Origin of the sequence: Mucilaginibacter pineti (assembly GCF_900101875.1) — a bacterium.
GTDB lineage: Bacteria > Bacteroidota > Bacteroidia > Sphingobacteriales > Sphingobacteriaceae > Mucilaginibacter > Mucilaginibacter pineti.
The window spans coordinates 573,397-597,537 of the sequence record NZ_FNAI01000002.1 but is presented as its reverse complement, the minus strand read 5'-3'; the positions used below and the strand labels follow the sequence as shown (position 1 = coordinate 597,537).

The following is a 24,141-nucleotide window of genomic DNA, read 5'->3' as shown; positions in this document are numbered from 1 at the left end:
CGCCTTAAAGTTGATAAAGCCGATGAGTATTATTTTAAGAGGAAATCCAATGTCCTTTGATCCGAACTCTGATTTTTTTGAGATAGCGTTAAACGTAACGGAGCACACTGAGGCTATGCTTGCTTATTGGGATAAAAACCTGCTTTGCCGGTATGCCAATAAAGCTACGGCCGATTGGTTTGCGGTAACGCCATACCATATGATCAATAAATCATATCTTTCAGATATTTTAGGATCTTTATTTGAAGCACAGCTTCCCTATATTAATGGCGCATTAGCAGGTAAAATACAGGTTTTTGACCAGGTAATTCATTTGTACTCGGGCAAAGCTAAAAACATGCGGGTTACTTATCATCCCCACTATGTTGAAGGTGAAGTAAAAGGATTTTATGCACATATGACGGATATAAGCCCGTTAAATACCCAACCCATTGATGATGAAACAAGGGTAAAAAAACTACCCGAATTTTTAACTCAAAGCAACCGGTTACTTGAAAATGTCACTAAATCTTTAAACGATAATGTATTCACTGCATTTCCAAGTATCTCTGTGCTTGCAAGAAAGCATTTTGTATCAGAGTCTAAATTAAAACGGGATTTTAAACAAACCTTTGGACGAACAATTTTTTCCTATTACCGGTTTCTGCAAATGGAAATAGCAGATAAATACATTACTGAGAAACGCTGCAATAAAAACCAAATGGCAGTAATGCTTAATTTTTCTAATCCATCAAATTTTTCAGCATGCTATCATAAATATTTAGCGGAAAAACTGGCAGGTAATGAGGTCAACAACACGCAAAAAGATAATAACGAGCATTATAAAATGCTTATTGAACAGGCACCTATAACTATTGCCATGTTTAATACCCAAATGCAATTTATTGCAGCTTCAAAAAAATGGATTATAGAGTACCAGCTCGAAAACATTGATTTTATTGGAGAATGTTTATATGACGTTTGGCCGGCTACAAAAAAGAAATGCGAAAAACTACATCTTTATTGTTTAAAGGGCCATATACAGCAGTGTGATGGCTTATTCTTAAAAAAGAACAATGGTACAAACTGCTGGCTAAAGTGGAATATCCATCCATGGTTTACTACATCAGGTGCCGTAGGCGGATTATTTGTACATACTGAAGATATTTCTAAAATTAAAGATATTGAAAAAGACAACAAGCTGGCCGCCAAAATATTGAAAAACGCAAGCACGCTTTCAAAAACCGGCACCTGGACAAAAGACCAGTTTACAAATACAATACAATGGGATAACGTTATACAAAGCATCCTTGAAGTACCAGAATACTTTGTACCCGAAGTAAAAGCAGTACTCATGTTCTTTAAACAAGGGAGAAGCCAAATCCTCAGTAAAAAAGTATTAAAAGAAGCATTTAAATACGGCACCCCCTTTAACATAGAAGTTGATATGATAACGGCAAAAGGTAATTCAAAAAGAATAAGAATTATTGGATACCCCGACTTTTTTGATGATGAGTGCAAAAGAATATCAGGAACATTTCAGGACATTACCCCTGTTTCACCGGTCTGAGCATTCGGTTTAGTCGTTATAATTGCCCAATAAAAGATTAATCTCAAAATATCTTTACCCGACACAAATCTCAAAGATTCAAGATTTTGCATTAAATACATACTTGATATTTGCTAATTTACATATCAATTATACTTAGCATTTTACAGATCAAAAGTTTACTATTTTAACCTATTAAGCTTAAACAGTGAAAGTTAGCGTCTTTTACAGGTATAATTTGACCTTCTATAGGTTGAATAACGCAATAAGTATATATATATTTATTTTGTAAAGCAACCCCCAAACCATGTTATAGCTTTCAAATAAAAAACAACCTAAATCTATATAATGAACCAAAAAACCCAATTGACTATTTACAATCGTAAATCTCAATAATTACCCTGCAATTTTTTATAATCTATTTAACATATGCCTTAAAAATTAATAAAATAATTGATCTCATGCACAGCAAAGTTTATTATCCTATTAGTTCGTATATCAGTAATGATCAAAGATCTATTGGTATTCTGGAAACTCAAGATTTACATTATGGAGAAGTTGTAGAGCGAATTGTTAGACGTGATCACATGGGAATAAGCGAAATCGCCCGAAAACTCCAGGTCAGCCGCAGAACCTTATACAACTGGTTCAATACCAAAAGGCTTAGTTTCGACATTATTTGTCAGATTGGGATTGTTATAGAACATGATTTTTCAGTGGAATTTCCAAACGAATTTGCCATGAGGCTAAACTCTTCGGGTGTCGAAAAAGACCTGGAAAACCAGCAAGCAAAGGAGCCTCCCCTTGATGCCATATATTATTGGATGGATAAATACATAAAGCTACTTGAAAAATTCAACGAAACTTTACGTAATAGTAATTCAATAAAAATAGAATAGTTAACGCCACAATTAATTTTGCATAATTATATAAGCTACTGATTTTAATCCTGATAAAACCAGTGGTTATATCAAGTATATATTTAAAATGGCTGCTACAAAATAATAAGCATTTATATCGTAGCTTCATACTATACCTAATTTCATGTCACGGTATTTATAGAATATCATTAAGCCGCCCGGCTTTAACTGTTTCATAAAAACAATTATCACATGCTTTTCAATTCTTTCGCGTTCGGAATGTTCCTGATCGTAGTTTTTGTGGTTTACTGGTTTGTGCTTAACCGCAACCTTAAGCAGCAAAATCTAATGCTCCTCGGCGCAAGTTATTTCTTTTACGCATGTTGGGATTGGCGATTTCTGCTGCTATTGATTTTTTCTACACTATTAGATTATTTTACCGGGCTGCAAATGTCCAAGGCAAAAGTACAACGCATAAAAACCTTTTGGCTTTGGTTAAGCGTATCTATAAATCTGGGCTTTTTAGGCATTTTTAAATACTACAATTTTTTTGCCACATCATTTGCTGATTTATTCAAAGCCTGGGGTATATACTTAAGCCCGTTCACGCTACATGTGATACTACCCGTTGGCATCTCTTTTTATACATTTCATGGTTTGTCATATGTTATTGATATTTATAAAAACCGCATCAGCTCAGAACGAAACTTCATTGACTATTCATTATTTGTGAGCTTTTTCCCTCTTTTAGTGGCTGGCCCTATAGAACGCGCAACGCATCTTTTACCGCAGGTAAAAAAAGCACGACAATTTGATTACTTAAAAGCAGTTGATGGTTTAAGACAAATATTATGGGGACTTTTTAAAAAAGCCGTAATTGCCGATCAATGCGCCGACTATGCCAATATGATATTTGCAAACAGCGCAAACTACACGGGCAGTACCCTGGTTTTAGGTGCTATATTTTTTGCTTTTCAAATCTATTGCGATTTCTCTGGATATTCAGATATGGCATTAGGTATATCACGACTTTTTGGATTTGAATTATTACGAAACTTTGCGTTTCCATATTTTTCAAGAGATATGGCCGAATTTTGGAGAAGGTGGCATATCTCCTTATCATCATGGTTTAGGGATTATCTATATATACCACTTGGTGGCAGCAAAACAGGCACCTGGTTCAAAATACGGAATACTTTAATAATTTTTTTGGTTAGCGGCTTTTGGCATGGCGCAAACTGGACATTTATTATCTGGGGGCTTTTAAATGCCTTATTGATCCTGCCTGCTGTTCTGCTAAAAACAAACAGAAACCATCTGGAAATTGTAGCAAAAGGTAGAGCCCTGCCAACAATTACCGAGTTAGCTCAGATGATAGCGACATTTTTGCAGGTATTAGTGGCCTGGATATTTTTCAGGGCTGATAGTGTTACACAAGCCTTTAAATACCTGCGTCAGATCTTTTCACTTTCACTATTCTCCATACCCCAATTGGATGTTAATAAGGCTCAATTACTTGAAGTGATCATGCTAATCATGATATTTATAATAGTTGAATGGCAAGGCAGAGAAAACCAGTATGCTATAGAAAAATTAACATGGCTAAGAAAAAGAGGATACAGATTGGGTTTTTACTATATGTTGGTTGTAGTGATATTTCTATTCACAGGGAAAGAACAGCAATTTATTTATTTCCAATTTTAAGTGATGCGCCACTTTTTAATTAAAACCCTATTATTTACCGCTATGAGCTGCCTGCTCATGGCGGCTATTACCCTAATTCCGGGTTATTTGGTAAACAGATTTTCGAAATTCAGCATAAAAAAAAATAACACTATTGCACTTTTTGGTCACTCACACGCTGAGTGTGCATACAACGATACCCTTATATCAAACCTTACCAACCTGTCACATTCTGCCGAGTCTTATTTTTATACCTTCCAAAAAGTTAAAAAGTATCTGCCGCAAAATCCTCAAATAACAACTGTAATTATAGAATTTTCAAACAACCAGATTGACACAAAAATGGATGACTGGACCTGGGGCTATACCTATATGTCAAATATGCTCCCACAGTATGCATCTTTTATGGCCCCCTCTGATCTTGAACTGTTAGCTAAGCACAATTCAAAATATTTTATGAATTGCATAGGTATAACCGCCCGTATTAACCTCATTAAAGTACTTACTTTTAATTATGATTACACCGGAAAAACAGGCGGATATTTCAAAATAGATGGTTCGAGGCAATTACCTGCAAGTGATGTGACAGGCAAAACAGTTAAGTTTTCGCCAAAGAAAACAACAGTTTCAATTACCAATCTGCAATATTTGAGAAAAATAATTGATTACTGCTACAGCATGCACAAAAGCGTTTTTTTAATCAGGAGCCCGCAGCATCAGTTGTATGAGTACAGAGCTAATGAGGCCGAGTTTGAGCTAATCAGGAAGCGCTATTTCAACGATGTAAGATTTTTGGATTTTAATGATTTCCCATTAAAAAATAATGATTTCGCTGATTTTGGCCATCTAAATTTCGAGGGAGCAACTAAATTTTCAAAATATATAAACAGGTTCATTCTTAGCGGAACACTCAACCCGGGTGCCACCGGCTCCTTCGTCCAAAAGGAGAATAACATTATTTATTCGATATCAAGCGATCGATATCCGCTATGAATACTTGAATATCAAAGCGATTGTAAACCGATATTCATAATCATCCCGATATAATTTTCTATTTTAATACCGATATAATACAAAGCCCTAAAATCTCCGATTTTGGGGCTTTGTATTATATTGTCTTTAGGATTGGATTAGGCGCCAAAAATCTGAACTCGGATTATCAACTAACTTTTTTCAAACGGAACAGTTTAGTTTCATGACTTTGTAACTTCCCGGCCCACTTTTTCCCCTTGCCTATATCTTTTTTGAGCCAAAGATCATTTATTGTATAAGATCCATTTAAACCTAATTCCTTCCAGTCGATCGAAAATGCTTTTTCGCTGCTATTACGATTTAAGATGGCCACTGCATAATCTCCGTTTTTAAGTGGCTTCATGAACACATTCCAATCTCGGTTTTTGACCTTACGTTCTGCCTGCTTTCCAAGCGGGTCCTGATTTATTGCAATAACTTCCTTATTTAAAAGAATACGTTTTGTTGCATCATCCATTGTGCGTAAATCATTTGTTGCAATTAAAGGGGCATTCATTATGCTCCATAAACTCATCTGGCTTTGATATTCGGTTGGTGAACAACCTGTTCCGCCTAAATCTCCTGAAGGGCCTTTTCTTCCATTCAGGCCTATAACCAGCATATCCAGATCGTTCCAGCCACCCGGACCGGCAAATGGTGCCAGATCAGCGTTAACATCTACAATATCCAATACCCCAGCCCCTATTGTGTGAAGTTCACGTTGGTCAGTCCAAGGCTTATCAGTTTTCCACTTATCACGAATATCTGCCGATATGCGCCATAATTGCCCGCCTGCATTTTTTGCCCAGAGCCAGGGTTTGCGGTCGCCCCATTCACAGATACCAAATACAATCTCCCTTCCACTATTGTGCAACGCATCTGCCATTTTTTTGTATCTGGCTTTAGCCGTGATTGAGTCACTCGGAGCTCCGCAATAATCATACTTTAAATAGTCTACATCCCATGATGCAAAGGTTTTCGCATCCTGTTCTTCAAAATTCAGGCTGGCTGTATATCCGCCACAGGTAAGCTGGGCTGCATCAGAATAAACACCCAATTTAATGCCTTTGGAATGAACATAAGCAGCAAGCGCTTTTATCCCCGAAGGAAACTTAACCGGATCGGGGATCATCTCATTCTTACTGTCGCGGCCGCCCTGCCATCCGTCGTCAATCATCAAGTAATGGTAGCCCGCATCCAACATGCCAGAACTAACCATTGCATCAGCCATCTCTTTAATATCCTTTTCGTTGATTTTATCACCAAAATAATTCCAGGTCATCCAGCCCATGGGAGGAGTTGCTACAAGTACAGCGTCATAATGGGCGTTTTGCGCATGTGCTGTGATGCTGATTAAATTCAGAAAAATTGCAAGGCAATGGATAGCCGTTCGCGCTTTTTGTTTTGTATTCATTTTTATCCTTTTTTGCTGTTTACATGGCATCAGAATGTTTTGCTTCTTTATATCTGCTCATTCTTGGCATTTTGTCAAATCTAAGACAAACAATCAATTTTTCAATTTAGTCATCAAATTGGAAGTTATAGTAACGTTCATTGTTAAATTATTTTCTTTTGCTAAATCGATTTACATATTTTATTTCTATTATTGCTTAATCAATTTAAACCACTGATGAAACACTTCTTTACTATTATAGTAGTAGTTGCTTTAGGATTAACGGCGGCCAAATCTGTTCGTTCTCAATCCGCAGGCATTTCACCCTTGCAAAGACCCTGGAATGCGCAATGGATAGCAGCCCAGGGCGATAACGGAAAAAACTATGGTGTTTATTATTTTCGAAAAAACATTGAGCTAACTGCCAGACCTACAACTTTTATTGTTCATCTATCGGCCGATAACAAGTACAAACTGTACATTAATGGCGCCCTGGTATCTTTAGGCCCGGCACGCGGCGATACTTATTATTGGAATTATGAAACTGTAGATCTCGCCCCTTACCTCGCTGCAGGAAAAAACTCAGTAGCTGCACTTGTGTGGAATGAAGCACAATACAGCCCTGCTGCGCAGATCAGCGTACGCACGGGTTTTATTTTACAGGGCAATTCGCCAGCAGAGGATGTATTAAACACCAACGATAGCTGGAAAGGAATTCAAGACGTGGGACACCAACCAATTCCGGGATATTTCTTTGCCGCCAGCAAAGGAGAAATGGTTGATATGAACAAAACAGTTAAGGGATCCTGGACAACCAAAGACTTTGATGACACCGCCTGGCCAAGTGCTAATAAACTATCCGACGGAAAACTCAAAGGTACAGCATGGGGTATAGACTGGGCATTAGTACCATCCAGTTTGCCGGCAAGGGAAATGACCTACCAACGCCTTCTTAAACTGCGCAGCGCAGTTGGTATAACCATACCGCCGGGGTTTCCGGAGAAAAAAACATCTTTAACCATCCCGCCAAACACTACAGTGTCTTTATTACTTGATCAAACGTTTGAAACAAATGCATATGTAACGTTAAATTTCAGTGGCGGCAAGGATGCGGGCATCTCACTGGGTTATGCCGAATCACTTTATAAAAAAGGGAGTAAAGGCGTTATCAAAGGCAACCGGAATGACGTCGAGGGAAAAGAATTTGTAGGGCGAATAGACAGTCTGGTTGCCGATGGCAGTAAAGGGCAATCTTTCACAACGTTAAACTTTCGCACCTATCGTTACATTAAGGTATTCATAAAAACAAAAGATGAGCCGCTGGTGATAGATGATCTATACGGTACTTTCACCGGCTATCCTTTTAAACGCACCGCGGTAATGAATACAGACAATGCAGAGATAACCCAAATGCTTGATATAGGCTGGCGTACAGCGCGGCTAAACGCATGGGAAACTTATACGGATTGCCCATACTATGAACAGTTGCAATATATTGGCGACACCCGCATACAAGCAGTAGTATCCTACTATAACACCAGTGACGACAGGCTTGCGCGTAATGCGCTCAACCAGATGGACCATTCGCGCTTACCCGAGGGCGTAACTGCCAGTTGCTACCCGTCAAATGGCACACAGGTTATTTCTCCATTTTCGTTATGGTACATAGGCATGCTGCATGATTACTGGATGTATCGTGGCGATAACGCTTTTATCAGAAATAAGCTACTTGGCGAACGTGGCGTATTGGATTTTTTCAGCAAATACCAACAGGCCGATGGTTCTTTAAAAGACACACCATACTGGGCATTTGTTGACTGGGCCGGTAATATGTGGGGCGAGGTTAAAGGCAAGGACGGCAGCGCGGCAATTTATGATTTGCAGCTATTATGGGCATACCAGTGGGCTGCAGATATGGAAGCCCAAATTGGACTGCACGATTATGCCAACCTATACAACAAAAAGATTGCCCAGTTGAAAACTACTATCAGGCGTAAGTACTGGGACCCGGCTAAAAAACTATATGCCGATACAAAAGAAAAAAACGGCTACTCCCAGCATGTAAATTCGCTGGCCATACTTACAGGCATGGTGAGCAGTACAGATATGCAGTCCGTAGCCAAAGGGTTACTTAACGATAAGAGCCTAACCCAATGCTCGGTTTATTTTAAATATTATTTGAACCAGGCATTGGTAAAAGCTGGCTTAGGGAATGATTACATAAGTTGGCTGGGCATTTACCGTGAGAATATGGCAATGGGACTTACCACTTGGGCCGAGTATTCTGACATTAACACCTCCCGGTCGGATTGTCACGCCTGGGGTGCCAGCCCCAACATTGAATTTTTCAGAACTGTATTGGGAATTGATAGCTATGCGCCAGGATTCGGTAAAATAAAGGTAGAACCACATTTAGGAACAATAACTAAAATAAGCGGCTCAATCCCTCACCCTAATGGAAACATTTCGGTAGCCTACGCTTTGAAAAATAACAGGTGGAAAATAAATATCAACCTGCCGCAAGAAACATCGGGAATATTAGTTTGGAAAGCTAAAAGATATGATCTCAAAGGAGGTAATAATTCATTCGTTATTTAAGATGATGAGCGTTGGAAACAAGCAAAGTCGGCCACAGGATGCAAAAAGCAAATTCGATATTAAAAGATTGCGGGCATCCATTTTTCTTTTTTTATGCTTCTTCCTCATTTATCTGTTATATTGAGCCGATTAAAAACTTGTTAATTGATATAAACCGGCTTATTAAGGCTTAAAAAAATGCAGCAAAAGTTCATTACCATCGGTCCGCTGAAACTTGCATATTTCGAAAAAAATCATCAATCGAAAAAAACAATATTTTTCATTCATGGCAACTCAGTTTCGTCGCGTTCCTGGCAAAAGCAGTTGGATAGTGACTTACTAAATAATTACAGGTTAATAGCTATTGATTTACCAGGTCATGGCGGTTCTGATATTTCACAAACACCAGCGGCAGATTATACATTTCATGGGTTAGGATCACTTATGGCAAGTGCCATTAAAATATTAGCTGGCGAGCATCCCTATCTGTTGGCAGGGCTGTCCCTGGGTACTAATATATTAGCCGAAGCACTGGCTTATGATTTAAACCCAGCAGGCATAGTACTTGCCAGCAGTTGCGTAGCCGGAAATAATATTACAGTGCAAGACTTCGTATTGCCGGATACTCATGTTTTTGTTGTATTCACCGGGCAGGCTGCCGACGTGGACGTAAGAAAATATGCGGCAGAGGTTTTGTATAACGATAATGAAATTGATGCTAATGTATTTGTTGAAGACTATTATCGCACAGATCCTCAATTCAGATCTGTTTTAGCTAACAACATAGCAGCACAAAATTTTAGTGATGAAATCGCATTATTACAGCACACTAAAAAACCATTACTATTAATTTTCGGTAAGAATGAAGAAATTGTTAATCCCGATTATTTAGACGGGGCGCAATTAAATTTATGGAAGAATGAAATTTTTAAAATTACCAACGCAGGCCATCTGGTAAATATTGATAGCCCTGAAAACTTCAACACGCTATTGGCAGCATATGCGGGGGATTGTTTTAACCTGAGTGAAGTATAATTATAAACACCAACAGCTATAATGTATTATTCAATTTTACATTATAGCTGTTGATGCAAGCGATATTAATAGGCAACATTTTGTATAATTCCCGGGTTTTGGTTAAGAACCTGTATAGGTATAGGTAAGTAATTATTTTTAGGTGATGAAAAGCCTTTAGAACCCAAGCTCGAACCCGCAATTCCCCACCTGATTAAACAAGGAAAAGAACCGCCCTCCCGTCTCATCTCCGTTAACCGTACCGATTGTATAGTGTTCATGTTAAAAACGCTAAAGGAACCTCCTGATCGTTGTAGCAACAGGGTAACGTCGGCTTGTGCCTTGAGCGAATTATTGAGGGCCAGGTTGGCTTCGGCATTCATCAGGTATACTTCGGCAAGCCGAAGGAAAGGCAGGGTTTCCCGATTATAAAAATAACCTTTAACGTTGGCATCTATGCTTCCGGAATTATCCCAAATAGTTTCTTTGTTTCCTGCAGAGAATTTTCCGCTGTTGGTTGCCAGTAAATATTGGCCACTATTTAATATTGTGTTGGTATAATCAACCACCTTTGCGTAATCTTTTTCAACTAAGGCTGCTTTGGCAAGCAGGCCTTTAACTGCTAAAGCATTCAAATCGGCTACATTCGTGGTTGTTTGTGGTAATGCAGCAGCCGCAGCAGTAAATTCTGCGGTGATGTAACTGTACACTGCCAGTTTGCTGGGGTTTGTAAGATTGGGGGCCACTTCACCATTTTGAATAAGTGGAATGCTACCAAAATAGGTATACAATTGCAGATAAATGTAAGCCCTGATGGCGCGTAAACGGGCTATCTGCTCAGCACGGTTGCTCAGCGTGGCGGGTGCCCGTTGTTCTAATGTATTTAAGGTGCTTATATACTGGTAACCCTGCTGCCAATTCTGGGTAATTATTGCGGTTGAGGGATTAAATGCAAAATTGCCTATAGGCTGATACAATCCCGAATATGCAGCCGGTATAGAATCAATAACAGCGTCATGGCTTAATAGTCCGTCAAGAATGGCCATATTGTTATGCCATGTAGAAACATTAAGCGTTGCCTGCTGAAATGCAGTTGTGTATTCCTGTTCTGTTAGTGGCTGATGTTGGGCATTATCGGCATACCCTATCGTAACTTCGGTTTTCTTCAGTATACCATCAACGGCAATTCCCTTCTCATAAGGTATTCCCATTTTGTCATTATCGTCAATTTTTCCGTCCTGGTTAGCATCAAGCCATTTAAAATCTCCTACAGCAGCACCGGTTTGAGCAGCATAGCCGCTGATATCAGCAGCAGATTGAAAGATGCCTGCATCAGCGAAACCCAAATATATTCCGTTAACCTTTTGGGAGGATTTGCTAAAGACATTACTCTTATCATCCAGGTTTACAGCAATATAATAGGTTCCCGGGGTTATAGATTTAAATGTTGCCGTACCATCTGTATTACTTAAAACCTGGTAGGCCGCAGGGCTATCATCGGCATAGTTTTGCTGTGTGCGGTAAAGTTTTACAATGGCTCCTGCCGCAACTACTCCTTTTGGTGCTGCTGCAGTCCATTTACTTCCGTCCCACACGGTAATTTCCAGGGTGGTAGTTTGCAGCTCATCTCCTGTTGAAGTGCCACTTAAGGCTGTTTTTATTGTAAAAACAACCTCGTTATTTGTGCCTACAATTTGTTTGCTGATCTTAACACCATTAATCCAAACAGTATCTGCCAGACGGGTTATTTTAAGTTGTTTACCGCTAAGTGCTGTAAGCACTTTTCCATTTGTCAAATCGGCAAGGTTAAATATTCCTTTTACAATCTGATCTTTTAATCCGGCCTCGGTAATTACAGATGTAGCCGTTGAGGTGGCTGCAGACAAGCCATTTTGTGTAGCAGAAACAACAAGCCGCGGCGATGCTTTAATTGACTGATCCTGTAAAGTAAGGTTAGCGTTGAGCGATGCAAATACCGTAAGGCCTTGACTGGCATCATCACTGCTAAGCGATATTTTTTTCAACAGATCTGTAAAGTTGCTTATACTATCTGCTCCGGCCAGTTTTGTGGTAATATCATTAATTAATATTGCTGGAGTACGCTCTTGATTTTGAGGTGCCTGTTTGTCTTTTTTACAAGAGGATATAGCAACAACCAAGGCAAAAACGATAAGTAATATTTTTTTCATATTTTCATATTAATTAAAACAAACTTAATATTAGGTTAGCGATATAGGAATACCCAAAAATGGGTATATTTTACTTAACTATATTTCCCTAAACAGTTGAAGTCGCCATAACATTATAGCTTACACCTTTACAACCATTTTTATGGTAAAGCAAAAAGTGATTTATATTAATAAATACTTGACTAAGTAATTAATTATTAATAATTTAAAGACATTTATTGATCCTTATATCTTATGACAAAGGTTATTCACAAGAGTGAAAATTCATGGTTAAACTATTTGGACGAGCTTAAAGACCAAACATTGCAACACGAGCAGCTTAGTATAACCGGTTTTGACAGCTTTATTAATTCCAATGGATTAACGCAGCAATTTTTCAGGCAAAGTGTACCATTTGTTTATCTGCTTGATTACAGGGTGGGTAAATATATTAATATGTCTGAAAACTTTGCGGGGTATAAAGCTGAGGCCTTTTTAACTGGAGGAATAAGCCATACGCTCGACATTTATCAACCAGACCATTTAAGACTTTTTGACAAGGAAATATTTCCAGACAGGCTTCAAATACTTAAAGGCATCAAACCCGAAGAACACAAAAACTATATATTTTCCTATAACGGCAGCGTAAAAAATAAAAACGGAAAATATGAAGGCTTTTTGCAGCGAAGTAGTTTTATATCAGACACGGCCGGAAACCCGCTGTTTAGCATGGGCATACTAATTAATACCAGCAATTTTATAGATAATGGTATCATCAGGCAAACTGTTGATAAGGTAGATACAGAAGGTATTGTGAGCAATGAATTGGTTTGCCATAAATATTACTACTTAAACGAAGAGGATAAGCTGTTCACCAAACGCGAAAAAGACGTTTTACAATGGATGGCAGAAGGATTAAGCAGTAAAGAAATTGCAAAGAAATTATTCGTTAGCGAACATACAATTTTAACGCACCGCAAAAATATGCAGGAGAAAACTAATTTGCCCAATGCCATAGCGCTGGTTAGTTTTGCAATAAAAAACAGAATAATTTAGGGAATTGATTATTATACATTGCTTAATAAGCAATGAGTTTTTACACCACTTATTCTTGCTTTTGAAAATTAAATGGCATATGTTTGAAATATAATGACTTTTTCAACGTTTGATTTGATTATAACTTCGAATAAATTATAAAGAAAAGTTTATTTATTTGTTGTACTATTTTGATTGTAATTAAATGATCACTAACAAAACAATATACCACACGCATTTAACCCCCATTGCAAACAACTTGCAATTAGGGAGTTTTGTGTTTTGTTGTACCGTTGGGTTTAATTACAATTTAGAATACGCCTTTCTTCAAAGCAGTAAAGACTTTATTAAGTAAGCCCCAGCCAAAATGGTTATGGGGCCGGTTTTAAAACTCTTGTTTTATTGTCGTAAGCTTAATATATGCTCAATTTTCAAAAATCTTTTTATCATTTCTTCAAATTGCTTTGCAATAAATTGCAGGTAGCATTTACCGTGTATGGTTTGTCTGTACCTGTACATTTTCATTTCGGCTATTACGCCCAAACCACTTCAAAAGACTTTGTAAAATAAGCCCCGGCCATATTGGGTCTGGGGCCAGTCTTAAAACGCTCGTTTTTTACTGTCTTATTTTATTATTTCTTATGAAAAACTTCAGGTTTAAATCTGTAACAGGTTTGTTTTTTGCGCTTTTTTTTATTTTAAACATCTATGTGATTATTGCAGGAATCATAGCAACTAATCACCTGTTGATCGTATGCGGCATCCTGCTGTCTGTTTTCCAATTTTATATGCATGAGCAATTCAGGAAAAAGAGTGGTATACTTAAAAATTATCCATACCGGGTTATGCTTAAAAATTTCCTGGGGTTTATGCCACCAAAACTCCAGGGCGTATTTTTCCCGAGAGATACTTCAAAGAATTTACTTAACCAAAAACAACGGGAGATAGTGACCTTACGGTCCAGAAATCAATTAACGGAGATTATTCAGAATAATTTATTGTGCTCCAGCGACCCTGGCTTTGAGTATTTGCAAGTAAACAATAGTTTCATAAACCTGCAAAGTGAAGACTTCAGAGTAGAGATTGGCAGTGGGCAATGCCGCCAACCCTACAGTTTAAGCATTCTGAACTTTGGAAGGCTAAATCAAAAACAATTGTCAAAAAAATACGTGCATGCCCTGTCCCAGGGAGCCAACATCCGCAATTGTGCTGTTAATACCGGCGAAGACGGGCTAAGTTCTCACTTGATACGGGGAGGTAGTGACCTGGTTTGGTATATCAGACATGATGATTGTTCTTTACGAAATAACGATCGCTCGTTAAATGAAACGCTTATCAGAACTATAGCATTGAAACCCTATGTTAAAATGATTGAAGTAAAGTTTCTGTTGGAAGACCTTCCGGTAACAAAACGGGGTTTAACCGCTTTTACTATATTTTCTTTCGTGAAAAGTTTACGGGCACTATCTCAGGGCAAACCTATAGGCATCCATTTACAAAATCCCGGGAAAAACATATTAAGCTTTTTAGGAACAGGCATGATCACCACAGGAGTACATTTGGATTTTATAACCATAGAGGGATTGTCCTCCGGAATCACGATGCTTCAAAACACTGGGATATTTCAGCAGGCTTTTTTTGAGTCTATTGCAACTGCCCGGAAGATGGTTAAACATTTCTGCTTATCAACTAAAATAGTTGCAGCAGGTGTTATTGTAACCGAGTATGATTTATTAAGAGCCATTGCATTAGGGGCCGACGCTTGTTTCAATGCCAGCGATACGCTAATGGCTACCGGTTCGCCTACTGATTGGTTAAAGACCAGGCAGGATGTTCAAAGTACCAGGATTGCTAATTTTCACCGAAATACATTAGCAGCTGCAAGAAATTTAATGGAGCTATGTTGGTATGAAAAGCTTTCGGAAGTTAATCCGGCCGATTTTTTTAGGAAAATAAACGGACTGGAAACCAAAACACTGGAAGAATTGATATTTCAAACTGATTCCGCAGTACCCCATCCATTATATGTAAACCTCAACTAAAACCGGGGGCATGGTCATTAAATATATACTTTTTACAGATTAAATTTAGCAAACATGAAAACTGAGCAATTAACCATAACACAAGGAGAGCTTGACTTATTAAAAAAACACCTTAAAAATTCAGACCTCACGGACTTTAATAAAAGGAAACTTTTAACAGAACTGGAATCTGCACAGGTTGTAGCAGAGGATGAACTACCCGAAGATGCCATATGCCTCAACGCCGTGGTACAGGTACAGGAAGTTGTTGGTAAGCAAAGTTTCATATTCCAGATTGTGTTGCCTTTGGCTGCCGACATTAAAAAAAACAAGATATCGATTTTTGCGCCTATTGCTATTGCCTTACTCGGTTACCGAAAGGGGGCCCGGATACAATGGGAAATGCCTAATGGCATGCAGGAGTTTGAAATTTTGAAAGTAAACCGGTTAGCTCAACACTCCATTGTTTAAGCCTGCTGCATAACCCGCCAGATGACAGCCACATGTAGTTATATTTATTAATTATTTTATCATGAAAAAGTTTTTTCAGCTTACATTAACCATCAATGATTTTAAGTTGTTGATGAAATACTATTTTACCCTTGGAATTTCTGCCTTTAATAAAAGAAAACTTTTCAATGAATTAAATAGTGCAAGAATTGTTAGTAAAGACAATTTGCCGCTAAATGTAGCTTGTGCCGGATCAAAAGTGTTGGTAAGAAATATAGATAAGATGCAAACCTACAGCGTTCATATTGTGGTTAACAATCCCGATAAAGCCAAAATGAACCGGATATCACTATCGGACCCGTTAGCGATTGCGTTGCTGGGTTATTCTGACGGCGACCAAACGGAATGGGAAATGAGAGATGGCATCAATCGCATTGAACTGGTTTCGGTTCACCAAAGCAAAGACGAAAGCTGGCTTCCATTAACCGAAGATCATAATAATTCAATGAGCAACGCTGTATGATACTTTTGTTATGGCAATATTCTGATTAAGCGCCAATTGACATTTACTGCAGATACTACTGATCACAAGAATTAGTAGAATAAAAAAGCACAAAGGTATGTTCTTGTGCTCTTTGTTGAAATCTAAACCCTATTTTTCAAACATAGAGAAATCACATTCTAACGTTTTTTTGTCCCATCCGCCCGTAGTGGCTGCGGCTCGATAAGTTGACTGCAGAAATTGCATTAGGGTATGCTCAGGCCTGTCTGAACGCTGAACCGACTCATATAACAATATAAATTCGCCCATGTCGCCGCTAAAAAATGCTTCATTGGGTTCAACCGGCTGCTTACCAAACTCCGCATTTGAGGGATAGCAATACGAGTAAAATGCCGGATGCGGAAACTGCTCATTTCCGGGCCAAAACCCGCATGAACTTACCTCGTGCGAATAAGCTTCCTGCATAACTGGCAAGGGAATATTTGGCACTTGGCCGGTAAACAATGGTGCCGGCCGGCCCGAAAACCGAGTTACCGCTATATCAAAAGATCCCCAAAAAAAGTGTACAGGGCTACATTTACCCGTAAACCTTGCCCTGAATTTGGTAAATACGTTATGAATTTTAACCAATGCCTTATAAAAATCGCGCACCCTCGCGGTATCATATGACCGGTGCGTTTCATCCTCCTCAAATGGTATAGCCGGATCAACTTCATTTGGCCCGGCACTAATACAAGCATCTATATCTGCACTCCTGAGTTTTTCAAATAGTTCTCTATAAAAATCAGCTACGCTACGCGGATAAAGGTTAATTTTTTCAATACCTCCGGCGCTGGTAGTAATATGCAGCAGGTGATTTATAAAATCAAAATCAATCTGGAACACTCCGCCAGGATATGGAACGCTGCCCGTAGTTAAGCCATTGCCGCAACATACAAGGTAACATGCCAGGAATGGTTTAACCAGGGCATTTGTTTCAGCCGTATCTTGCCAACAATCTGCGTCCATAGGTGCAATGTAGCAATTGTATCTTTCCAGTTTTCAAATGTCAATTCTGGCCATTGTTCTTGTTTAATTGTATTGGCGCTCATGTGTATTGATTGTTATACTATTTTAACTTACCTGGCTTTTGTAAAATTGTTTACAATTAATTGAGCAGTAATGGTTATTGTTGAAACCAGACAATCAATAAGCACCTTTTAGATATGATTAAAGCTGCTTTTAATTATACCAACACTGTTTCAATAACAATGGAATTGGTTAATATTTTATGAACGGGACAGCCATTTGCAACGGCTAATAGCCTGGCCCGTTGTTCGTCGTTAAGCGTGCCTGTAAATTGCAGTTTCCGAATAAATTTAGTTTGTCCGTTTTCTTCACTAAGCTCAATTTCTGCATTTACATTTTCAAGGCTCCAAACTTTACGATCGGCATACATACGCACTGTAGCGCAGGTGCAAGCCCCCAGTGCCGATACAAGCAGTTCTTTGGGCGAAAAGCCTTTATCCTGCCCACCTTTTTCAATGGGTTCATCGGCAATAATTATGTTCCCTGTTGCCGATTTAATTTCGATCTTGTAAAGTTCGGTGCCGATACTTGCTTTAACTGCTGCCATGATTATTTTTTATTAAATGTTGGATAAGGTACAAATTCTGTGTCGTCGCCTTTTATCTTATCAAATGTTTGTGCTATCCATTTTTGTTTAGCGGCGTTAATAAGTTCCTTGTTGGTGGCAACAAAATTCCAATCAATAAATCGTTCTTCGGCAAAAGGCTCCCCGCCAAACAGGTAGATGGTGCTGTCGGCTTGTATGGTAAACGTACACAGGGCACTTTCTTTGGCTACCAGTAACTGCTTGGAATGATAAGTATTCCCTTCGCTTTCAATATTACCTTTAAGTATGTACAATCCTGCTTCGCCATAAAGTTCATGACTAATATTAACCGCTTGCGTTGTTTTGCTGCTAATTTCTATCATAAACAGCTTACTGTAAACCGGAACAGGAGATCTATAACCAAATGCTTCGCCTGCTATTAGCTTAAATTGCAGATCACCGGATGTCCATGCCGGCAACTGCGCTCCATCAACATGAAAAAACTCAGGCTCCATTTGTTCCAGTTCCTTTGGCAATGCCACCCAGATCTGCAAACCATGCATCAGCTGATCGGCATGGTGTATATATTCAGGGATCCGTTCAGAATGCACTATTCCCTTACCGGCGGTCATCCAATTTACAGCACCCGGTTTTACCTCCACAATATTTCCCAACGTATCCCGGTGCATTATACTGCCTTCAAATAAAAAGGTAAGTGTAGAAAGACCGATGTGCGGATGCGGCAGCACATCAAAGCTTTGGCGTTCTACAAGTTTTACCGGTCCCATGTGGTCAATAAAAATAAAAGGACCAACCATTCTTTTTTCACGGAATGGCAGCAGGCGGCCAACCATAAAATTACCGATACTGGCTGCTCTTTCTTCAATAACAAGATTAATATTTGACATAACCGTAATTATTTATTGCTTTAGTTTTAACTGAGCTGTTTATTCCGTCCTTTTATGTAATAATAATTCCATCCGATTTTGACTAATCGTAATACAATATTAAAGATAAAAAAACATCAAACTATCGGTATCAAAACAAAATGAAGATTGCCTTAACCGATTAAAAAGAAAGGCGCAAGCACGAAAAAAGGGCAGCGAATTCCTTGGACGAATAAGGAGCGGGAGGGGTGATTAAATTTGCTTTCGCAAGGGATTCGCGGGTTGCGAATCCCTTTTATATATTTTTCTGATTGGTATTTTAATTACCAGCCTTTGATAGCACCACCTTTAAAGGCAATTTCGGCAGCTTGTGCCACTTCTGGCGATTGGTAGGCCTTTACAAACTTGCCAACGTTATCCTGCGCTTTGTTGTCTTCACGTGATACGATGATGTTTACGTAAGGTGATTTTCCGTCTTCAACGAACAGACCATCGCGTTTGGCCACCAAACCGGCAGGTCCTGCAAACGTATTATTTATAATGGCGATGGTTACGTGCTGATCGTCAAGCGAACGCGGCAGTTGCGGGGCCTCCAGTTCAAGGATCTTCAGGCTTTTTGGATTACCAACTATATCATTAACCGTTGGCAACAACCCTACCCCATCTTTTAATTTAATTAAACCTGCTTTTTGCAGCAATAATAAAGAACGACCGCTATTGGTAGGATCATTCGGGATAATAATCGTACTGCCATTTACCAGCTGATCCATACTTTTTATTTTCCGTGAATATCCTGCAAGGGGATAAACAAAAGTATCGCCCAAAACCGCAAATTTATAGCCCCGTTGTTTTACCTGAACATCTAAATAGGGCCTGTTCTGAAAAACGTTAAGGTCGATATCGCCCTGGTTCAATGCCTCATTAGGCATCACGTAATCATTAAACTGCACCAGTTCCACATCAAGGCCATATTTTTCTTTGGCTACTTTTTTCGCAGCCTCGGCAACCTTAAATTCCGGACCAGACTCAACACCTACTTTAATGTGGTTGGTATTATTTGTCGTCGTTTTTCTGCCGCAGGCGATCAGGCTGGTAGAAATTATTGCTATACTGATGAATTGCTTAATGTTCATATATTTTAATTAATTATTTTCTGTGATCTACTTTTTTGGCAATAAACTCGCCCGAAATTTGAATAAGGAATACCAGGGTTACCAATAAAACCAATACCGTGTTCATAACAACAATATCATACCCCACGTAGCCATACTGGTAACCAATTTGCCCAAGGCCGCCTGCACCAACCGCACCACCCATAGCAGAATAGCCTACCAATGTGATCAATGTAATTGACGCGGCACTGATAATTGATGGCAACGCTTCGGGTATCAACACTTTAAAAACTATTTGCAGTGGTCTGGCCCCCATGGCCCTTGCCGCCTCAATCAAACCATTTGGAATTTCAACGAGGCTATTTTCAACCATGCGCGCAATAAAAGGTGCAGCACCAATACTTAAAGGCACAAGTGCGGCCTGTACACCAATGGAGGTGCCAACCAATGCCCGGGTAAAAGGTATCATCCACACAATTAAAATAATAAATGGGATAGAACGAAATACATTGACAACAACAGAAACCAAACTGTTAACCAACCGATTTTCTGACACCTGGCCTTTGCGGGTCATGAAAAGCAGTATACCAGTGGGTAACCCTATTACAAAGCCGAAAAAGCCGGCAACAAAGGTCATAATTATGGTTTCCAGCAACCCGTTAACTATCATCCATATCATTGGTTCAGACATAGCCCAGTACCTCCACATCAATATGTTTACTATTATAATAAGTTAATGATTGCGCTGTATTCTCCGGCGTACCGGTTACTTCTATAAGCATTATTCCGTATTTAACCCCGCCTGTATAATCCATTTGGGCGCTGATGATATTGTTATCCACATTAAAAAGCCTGCTCGCTTCAGACAGCACAGTGGCTTCTGCCGAAAGACCGGTAAACTGTAATTTTATAACAGGGTGTTTCAGCCCTTCGGCAATTTCAGACAAACGCTGGCTATATTCAACCGGCAAGGTTGCGTGTAATGATGAGGCAATGAATTGTTTGGCCAGGCTGGTTTCAGGATGCGAAAACACTTCACTAACCGTACCGCGTTCAATAAGTTTACCCTCGCTAATTACGGCTACCTCATCGCAAACGGCCTTAACCACATTCATTTCGTGAGTAATAAGCAAAATTGTGATGTTAAAACGCTGGTTAATATCCTTTAGCAAGGCAAGGATAGACCGGGTTGTAGCCGGATCAAGGGCGCTTGTGGCTTCATCACATAAAAGCACTTTAGGGTTGCTGGCCAGTGTTCTTGCTATGGCAACCCTTTGCTTTTGTCCGCCGGAGAGGTTTGCCGGATAGTCACTTGCCTTATCTTCAAGGCCAACCAGCATCAAAAGTTCGTTTACCCGTTCCCGGATCTCTGCTTTGGGCGTATGATCCAATTCCAGCGGGAAAGCGATGTTGTCGAAAACCGTTCTTGACGAAAGCAAATTAAAATGCTGAAAGATCATACCTATCTGCCGCCTGGCCTTAGCCAGCGCCGATGGAGAAAGTGTTGTCAAATTTTGCCCGTTTACTATCACCTCCCCGCTTGTAGGTTTTTCCAATAAGTTTACGCAGCGGATGAGTGTGCTCTTCCCCGCCCCCGAAGCACCTATCACACCTAAGATTTTTCCCTGGGGCACAAGCAACGACACGTTAGCCAATGCTGTTACGCTACTGCTCTTTTTGGTAAATGTTTTGGTGATGTTTTTTAATTCGATCATACACGCTTTTACGCTGTTTCAGAAATATGCGCTTGTTAATTTGCTGCAAAAGTAAATATTTTAAGTAGTCTACAAAGTTAGTAGAGTATAAAGACTAAATTAATGACAATCTGCCAACAGTAACTATTTCATTTTAAGCATCTTCAACACTTAATTATTCTAAATATTTCCTCTCCATATATATTCGATGTTAAAGGGCTGTCACCCTGAGCTTGTCGAAGGGTCGCGCGTAGATGCCTTTGCCCACTATGCTTCGACAAGCTCAGCATGACAGTCCCTTTATTTTAAATGCTATGTCATTAAACTTCGAAAATCATGGTTTTTACAACTCAAATAACATTAAAACCAAAGCTCCCGATGATATTAACAACGGGAGCTTTGGAGGAAGTGAACTACGCTGAACGAAGCAATTAATCATCAATCCGCAGCCTTGCTGTTTCTTTTTAACGCAAGCGGATATTGCTTATCTACTTTGTTAAGTTCGATATAGATAGAATCCCGTCGTTCGTTCAATCCTTTTAAAATAAATTTACCGGGGAAAGGAATTTGGTAGCTTAATACCACTTTTTCTGTCGTATCGGCCCGGTTTTTCAGCAACAGCGTTTTTTTAACCGTATCTGCCTCATATCCATAAAACAACCTTCCAATGTTTCCGTAGTATTCGGTAGTGCGGATCTTGTTTTGGGTGTTCAGCTTAAATGGCTTTTGAACTTTTATACTGATGGTATTAAATTTCTCGAACACCACATTCTGCCAGCGAACAGAATCATTTGGACTGTAAGGGATCGATTGCCCGTTAAGTTTAAAGTCGTTTACTTTATAAAAACCGATAAAGCTTTTTATACCATCGTCCAACGGCAATTTGAAGGTTTTACCTGCGGCGTAGAGGTGTTCGTAATGATAACCACGGTATACGATGAATACAAAAATGAACGCTATTTTAAATACCAAACGTGCCTGTTTTTTCCACTGCTGCGAAAAAGCAGGTGGCTTTATATAACTGATAGCGGCCTGCTGATGCTGGATAAGCAAAGCCCAGAATCTATCGGCATCTTTAGCTAAAAGCAATAATGATAAAAGCAGCAGGTGCAGGCTGGCCAGTTCAACGCCCGCATCGTAGCCAATGTTCACAAACCATATTGGCAGCAATATGGCTATCATCATTAGCGCGCCCAATGTTGTAGTGCGCCTAAAAAGGATCAATACGGTAGCTGTAAGCTCAAAAACACCAGCAAACACTTCAAAAAATGGCGATACGCCGGTGGTGAGCCAATACAGCTTGCCCGCCGTAAAATCGCCAAGGTTGGTATTCAACTGGCTAATTGTAGGAAAAGGCATCTGTACCGGAAAAACCTTTGCTATGGCAAACCACGACATTCTTAGCGCCACCTGGTACCGTACCAATACAAAGAACAGGTCATATAACTTATTATCGTTCCGGGTACCCTCCAATACGTTTTTGTTTTTATCTACCTGCTTTTCAGCAAACGTCCATATAGTGCCGGCAATAAGGCAAACAACCAGTGTAATAAACCAGCCGAAATAATTTTTACCGCCCTGGCTGCTAAAAAACCAGGGATTGTTCTGGCTTATCACATCCAGCCATCGCCAGGGATAGTTAACTACCGAAAACCCGGCATCAAAATCCTGCTGATAAAATGATGGGATAAGCGGAATGATGGTTACTGCCGCATAAATGGTAAATGTGCGCAACAGCACCTTTTGCGGCGTTTTCCAGTTGGGCGCGGCAAATTCAGTTGTGTTATTACTCATTACCCCAGCCTTTTGTTAACCTGGTCCCAGTTTACCACATTCCACCAGCCGGCAACGTATTCGTTCCTTTTGTTTTGATATTTAAGGTAATAGGCATGCTCCCAAACATCAAGGGCCAGCAGCGGCGTACCTTTTACCGCAGCGTTATCAAATAATGGGTTATCCTGGTTGGCAGTTGATGTTATAATAAGCTTACCGTTAACATTAACCAGCCAAACCCAGCCCGATCCAAAGCGGCCAAGCGCGGCCTGCGCAAACTGTTCCTTAAACTGATCCAGCGAACCAAAGGACACGTTGATAGTATCCTTGATCTTACCCGCGGGTGCAGCAGGTTTGGGTGTTAAGCTTTGCCAGAAAAAATTATGGTTCCATGCACCGCCGCCGTTGTTACGTGCTTTGGGCGATAGTTGAGAGGCATGGTCAAAAAAATCTTTCTCGGTTGTGTAGGTTAACTTTTCGGCTGTTATTGCGTCGTTTACGTTTTTAATATAGGCCGTGTGGTGTTTGGTGTAATGAATTTCGTTGGTCTGCGCGTCTATGTAAGGTTCAAGCGCGTTATACTCGAAACCAAGCGGCACCTGCGTAAACTTCAGTATTTCATCGGCTGTTATTTCGCTTGAGATGGGTGTATTGGCCTGAGCTTTGTTTGCGGCAAATATAGCCGGACCTGCAACTGCTACTGCAGCAGTTGCCTTTAAAGTATTTTCAATGAATTTTCTGCGACTGTTATTTTTCATGATATTTTCTGTTTTAATAAATAAGCTGCCCGGATTTAACCGGGACAGCTTAGTAAGCACATCTATTAAATCACTTACATC

19 protein-coding genes and 1 pseudogene are annotated in these 24,141 nt (G+C 39.6%); 10 read left to right on the top strand and 10 right to left on the bottom strand.

The window, feature by feature from the left end:
• The first annotated feature begins 49 nt into the window (after nt 1-49).
• The 4 genes from BLS59_RS06735 to BLS59_RS06720 all read left to right on the top strand — a co-directional run bounded on the left by BLS59_RS06735 (nt 50) and on the right by BLS59_RS06720 (nt 5,064).
• Nucleotides 50-1,549 (top strand): PAS domain-containing protein, encoded by a 1,500-nt coding sequence (locus BLS59_RS06735; protein ID WP_162842568.1) that lies wholly within the window; start codon nt 50-52, stop codon nt 1,547-1,549.
• Nucleotides 1,550-1,989: 440 nt separating this feature from the next.
• Nucleotides 1,990-2,427 carry a helix-turn-helix domain-containing protein gene (locus BLS59_RS06730; RefSeq protein ID WP_091146566.1) on the top strand — a complete coding sequence of 146 codons (438 nt, stop codon included), beginning with the start codon at nt 1,990-1,992 and terminating at the stop codon, nt 2,425-2,427.
• A 213-nt stretch (nt 2,428-2,640) separates the two neighbouring features.
• Nucleotides 2,641-4,092, top strand: coding sequence for an MBOAT family O-acyltransferase (locus BLS59_RS06725; protein WP_091146563.1), 1,452 nt, complete (start codon nt 2,641-2,643; stop codon nt 4,090-4,092).
• Between the two features lie 42 nt (nt 4,093-4,134).
• Nucleotides 4,135-5,064, top strand: a complete 930-nt coding sequence (locus BLS59_RS06720; protein WP_143014054.1) for a hypothetical protein — start codon at nt 4,135-4,137, stop codon at nt 5,062-5,064.
• A gap of 166 nt (nt 5,065-5,230) precedes the next feature.
• Here the strand turns inward: BLS59_RS06720 and BLS59_RS06715 are convergent, their stop codons facing one another.
• Nucleotides 5,231-6,496 carry a glycoside hydrolase family 27 protein gene (locus BLS59_RS06715; RefSeq protein WP_205411202.1) on the bottom strand — a complete coding sequence of 422 codons (1,266 nt, stop codon included), beginning with the start codon at nt 6,494-6,496 and terminating at the stop codon, nt 5,231-5,233.
• Nucleotides 6,497-6,712: 216 nt separating this feature from the next.
• On the opposite strand from BLS59_RS06715, the gene BLS59_RS06710 reads away from it, so the two are divergent.
• Both BLS59_RS06710 and BLS59_RS06705 read left to right on the top strand, forming a co-directional pair.
• Entirely contained in the window at nt 6,713-9,073 is a 2,361-nt protein-coding gene (locus tag BLS59_RS06710) for an alpha-L-rhamnosidase-related protein (protein WP_091146557.1), read from the top strand.
• Nucleotides 9,074-9,250: 177 nt separating this feature from the next.
• Nucleotides 9,251-10,087: an alpha/beta fold hydrolase gene (locus tag BLS59_RS06705; RefSeq protein WP_091146553.1), complete on the top strand. Its 837-nt coding sequence runs from the start codon at nt 9,251-9,253 to the stop codon at nt 10,085-10,087.
• 65 nt (nt 10,088-10,152) lie between these two features.
• On the opposite strand, the gene BLS59_RS06700 is transcribed toward BLS59_RS06705, so the two are convergent.
• Nucleotides 10,153-12,255 carry a RagB/SusD family nutrient uptake outer membrane protein gene (locus BLS59_RS06700; RefSeq protein WP_091146550.1) on the bottom strand — a complete coding sequence of 701 codons (2,103 nt, stop codon included), beginning with the start codon at nt 12,253-12,255 and terminating at the stop codon, nt 10,153-10,155.
• Nucleotides 12,256-12,489: 234 nt separating this feature from the next.
• Here BLS59_RS06700 and BLS59_RS06695 point away from each other — a divergent pair, with 234 nt between their 5' ends.
• From BLS59_RS06695 to BLS59_RS06680, 4 genes are all read left to right on the top strand, one after another.
• Entirely contained in the window at nt 12,490-13,290 is an 801-nt protein-coding gene (locus tag BLS59_RS06695; protein WP_091146547.1) for a response regulator transcription factor, read from the top strand.
• Nucleotides 13,291-13,910: 620 nt separating this feature from the next.
• The gene (locus tag BLS59_RS06690; protein WP_091146543.1) at nt 13,911-15,311 is read left to right on the top strand and encodes a glutamate synthase-related protein; all 1,401 of its coding nucleotides are present in this window, start codon (nt 13,911-13,913) and stop codon (nt 15,309-15,311) included.
• A gap of 54 nt (nt 15,312-15,365) precedes the next feature.
• Nucleotides 15,366-15,761 (top strand): GreA/GreB family elongation factor, encoded by a 396-nt coding sequence (locus BLS59_RS06685; protein ID WP_091146541.1) that lies wholly within the window; start codon nt 15,366-15,368, stop codon nt 15,759-15,761.
• 61 nt (nt 15,762-15,822) lie between these two features.
• Entirely contained in the window at nt 15,823-16,263 is a 441-nt protein-coding gene (locus BLS59_RS06680) for a GreA/GreB family elongation factor (RefSeq protein ID WP_091146539.1), read from the top strand.
• Nucleotides 16,264-16,392: 129 nt separating this feature from the next.
• On the opposite strand, the pseudogene BLS59_RS06675 reads toward BLS59_RS06680, so the two are convergent.
• The 8 genes and pseudogenes from BLS59_RS06675 to BLS59_RS06640 all read right to left on the bottom strand — a co-directional run bounded on the left by BLS59_RS06675 (nt 16,393) and on the right by BLS59_RS06640 (nt 24,060).
• A pseudogene (locus tag BLS59_RS06675) lies at nt 16,393-17,333 on the bottom strand (DUF5996 family protein).
• 134 nt (nt 17,334-17,467) lie between these two features.
• Nucleotides 17,468-17,857: an OsmC family protein gene (locus BLS59_RS06670; RefSeq protein WP_091146536.1), complete on the bottom strand. Its 390-nt coding sequence runs from the start codon at nt 17,855-17,857 to the stop codon at nt 17,468-17,470.
• A 2-nt stretch (nt 17,858-17,859) separates the two neighbouring features.
• Nucleotides 17,860-18,744, bottom strand: a complete 885-nt coding sequence (locus BLS59_RS06665) for a pirin family protein (RefSeq protein ID WP_091146532.1) — start codon at nt 18,742-18,744, stop codon at nt 17,860-17,862.
• Between the two features lie 302 nt (nt 18,745-19,046).
• Complete coding sequence (metQ, locus tag BLS59_RS06660; RefSeq protein WP_091146529.1) at nt 19,047-19,856, bottom strand: methionine ABC transporter substrate-binding lipoprotein MetQ; 810 nt, start codon at nt 19,854-19,856, stop codon at nt 19,047-19,049.
• 13 nt (nt 19,857-19,869) lie between these two features.
• The gene (gene metI, locus BLS59_RS06655) at nt 19,870-20,544 is read right to left on the bottom strand and encodes a methionine ABC transporter permease MetI (RefSeq protein ID WP_449406538.1); all 675 of its coding nucleotides are present in this window, start codon (nt 20,542-20,544) and stop codon (nt 19,870-19,872) included.
• Nucleotides 20,519-21,550, bottom strand: a complete 1,032-nt coding sequence (gene metN / locus BLS59_RS06650; RefSeq protein WP_091146522.1) for a methionine ABC transporter ATP-binding protein MetN — start codon at nt 21,548-21,550, stop codon at nt 20,519-20,521. Before metN ends, metI begins: the two co-directional genes overlap by 26 nt.
• A 417-nt stretch (nt 21,551-21,967) precedes the next feature.
• The gene (locus tag BLS59_RS06645; RefSeq protein ID WP_091146518.1) at nt 21,968-23,323 is read right to left on the bottom strand and encodes a hypothetical protein; all 1,356 of its coding nucleotides are present in this window, start codon (nt 23,321-23,323) and stop codon (nt 21,968-21,970) included.
• Nucleotides 23,323-24,060 (bottom strand): superoxide dismutase, encoded by a 738-nt coding sequence (locus BLS59_RS06640; protein WP_091147422.1) that lies wholly within the window; start codon nt 24,058-24,060, stop codon nt 23,323-23,325. The genes BLS59_RS06645 and BLS59_RS06640 overlap by 1 nt, the downstream gene beginning before the upstream one ends.
• Nucleotides 24,061-24,141: the final 81 nt, after the last annotated feature.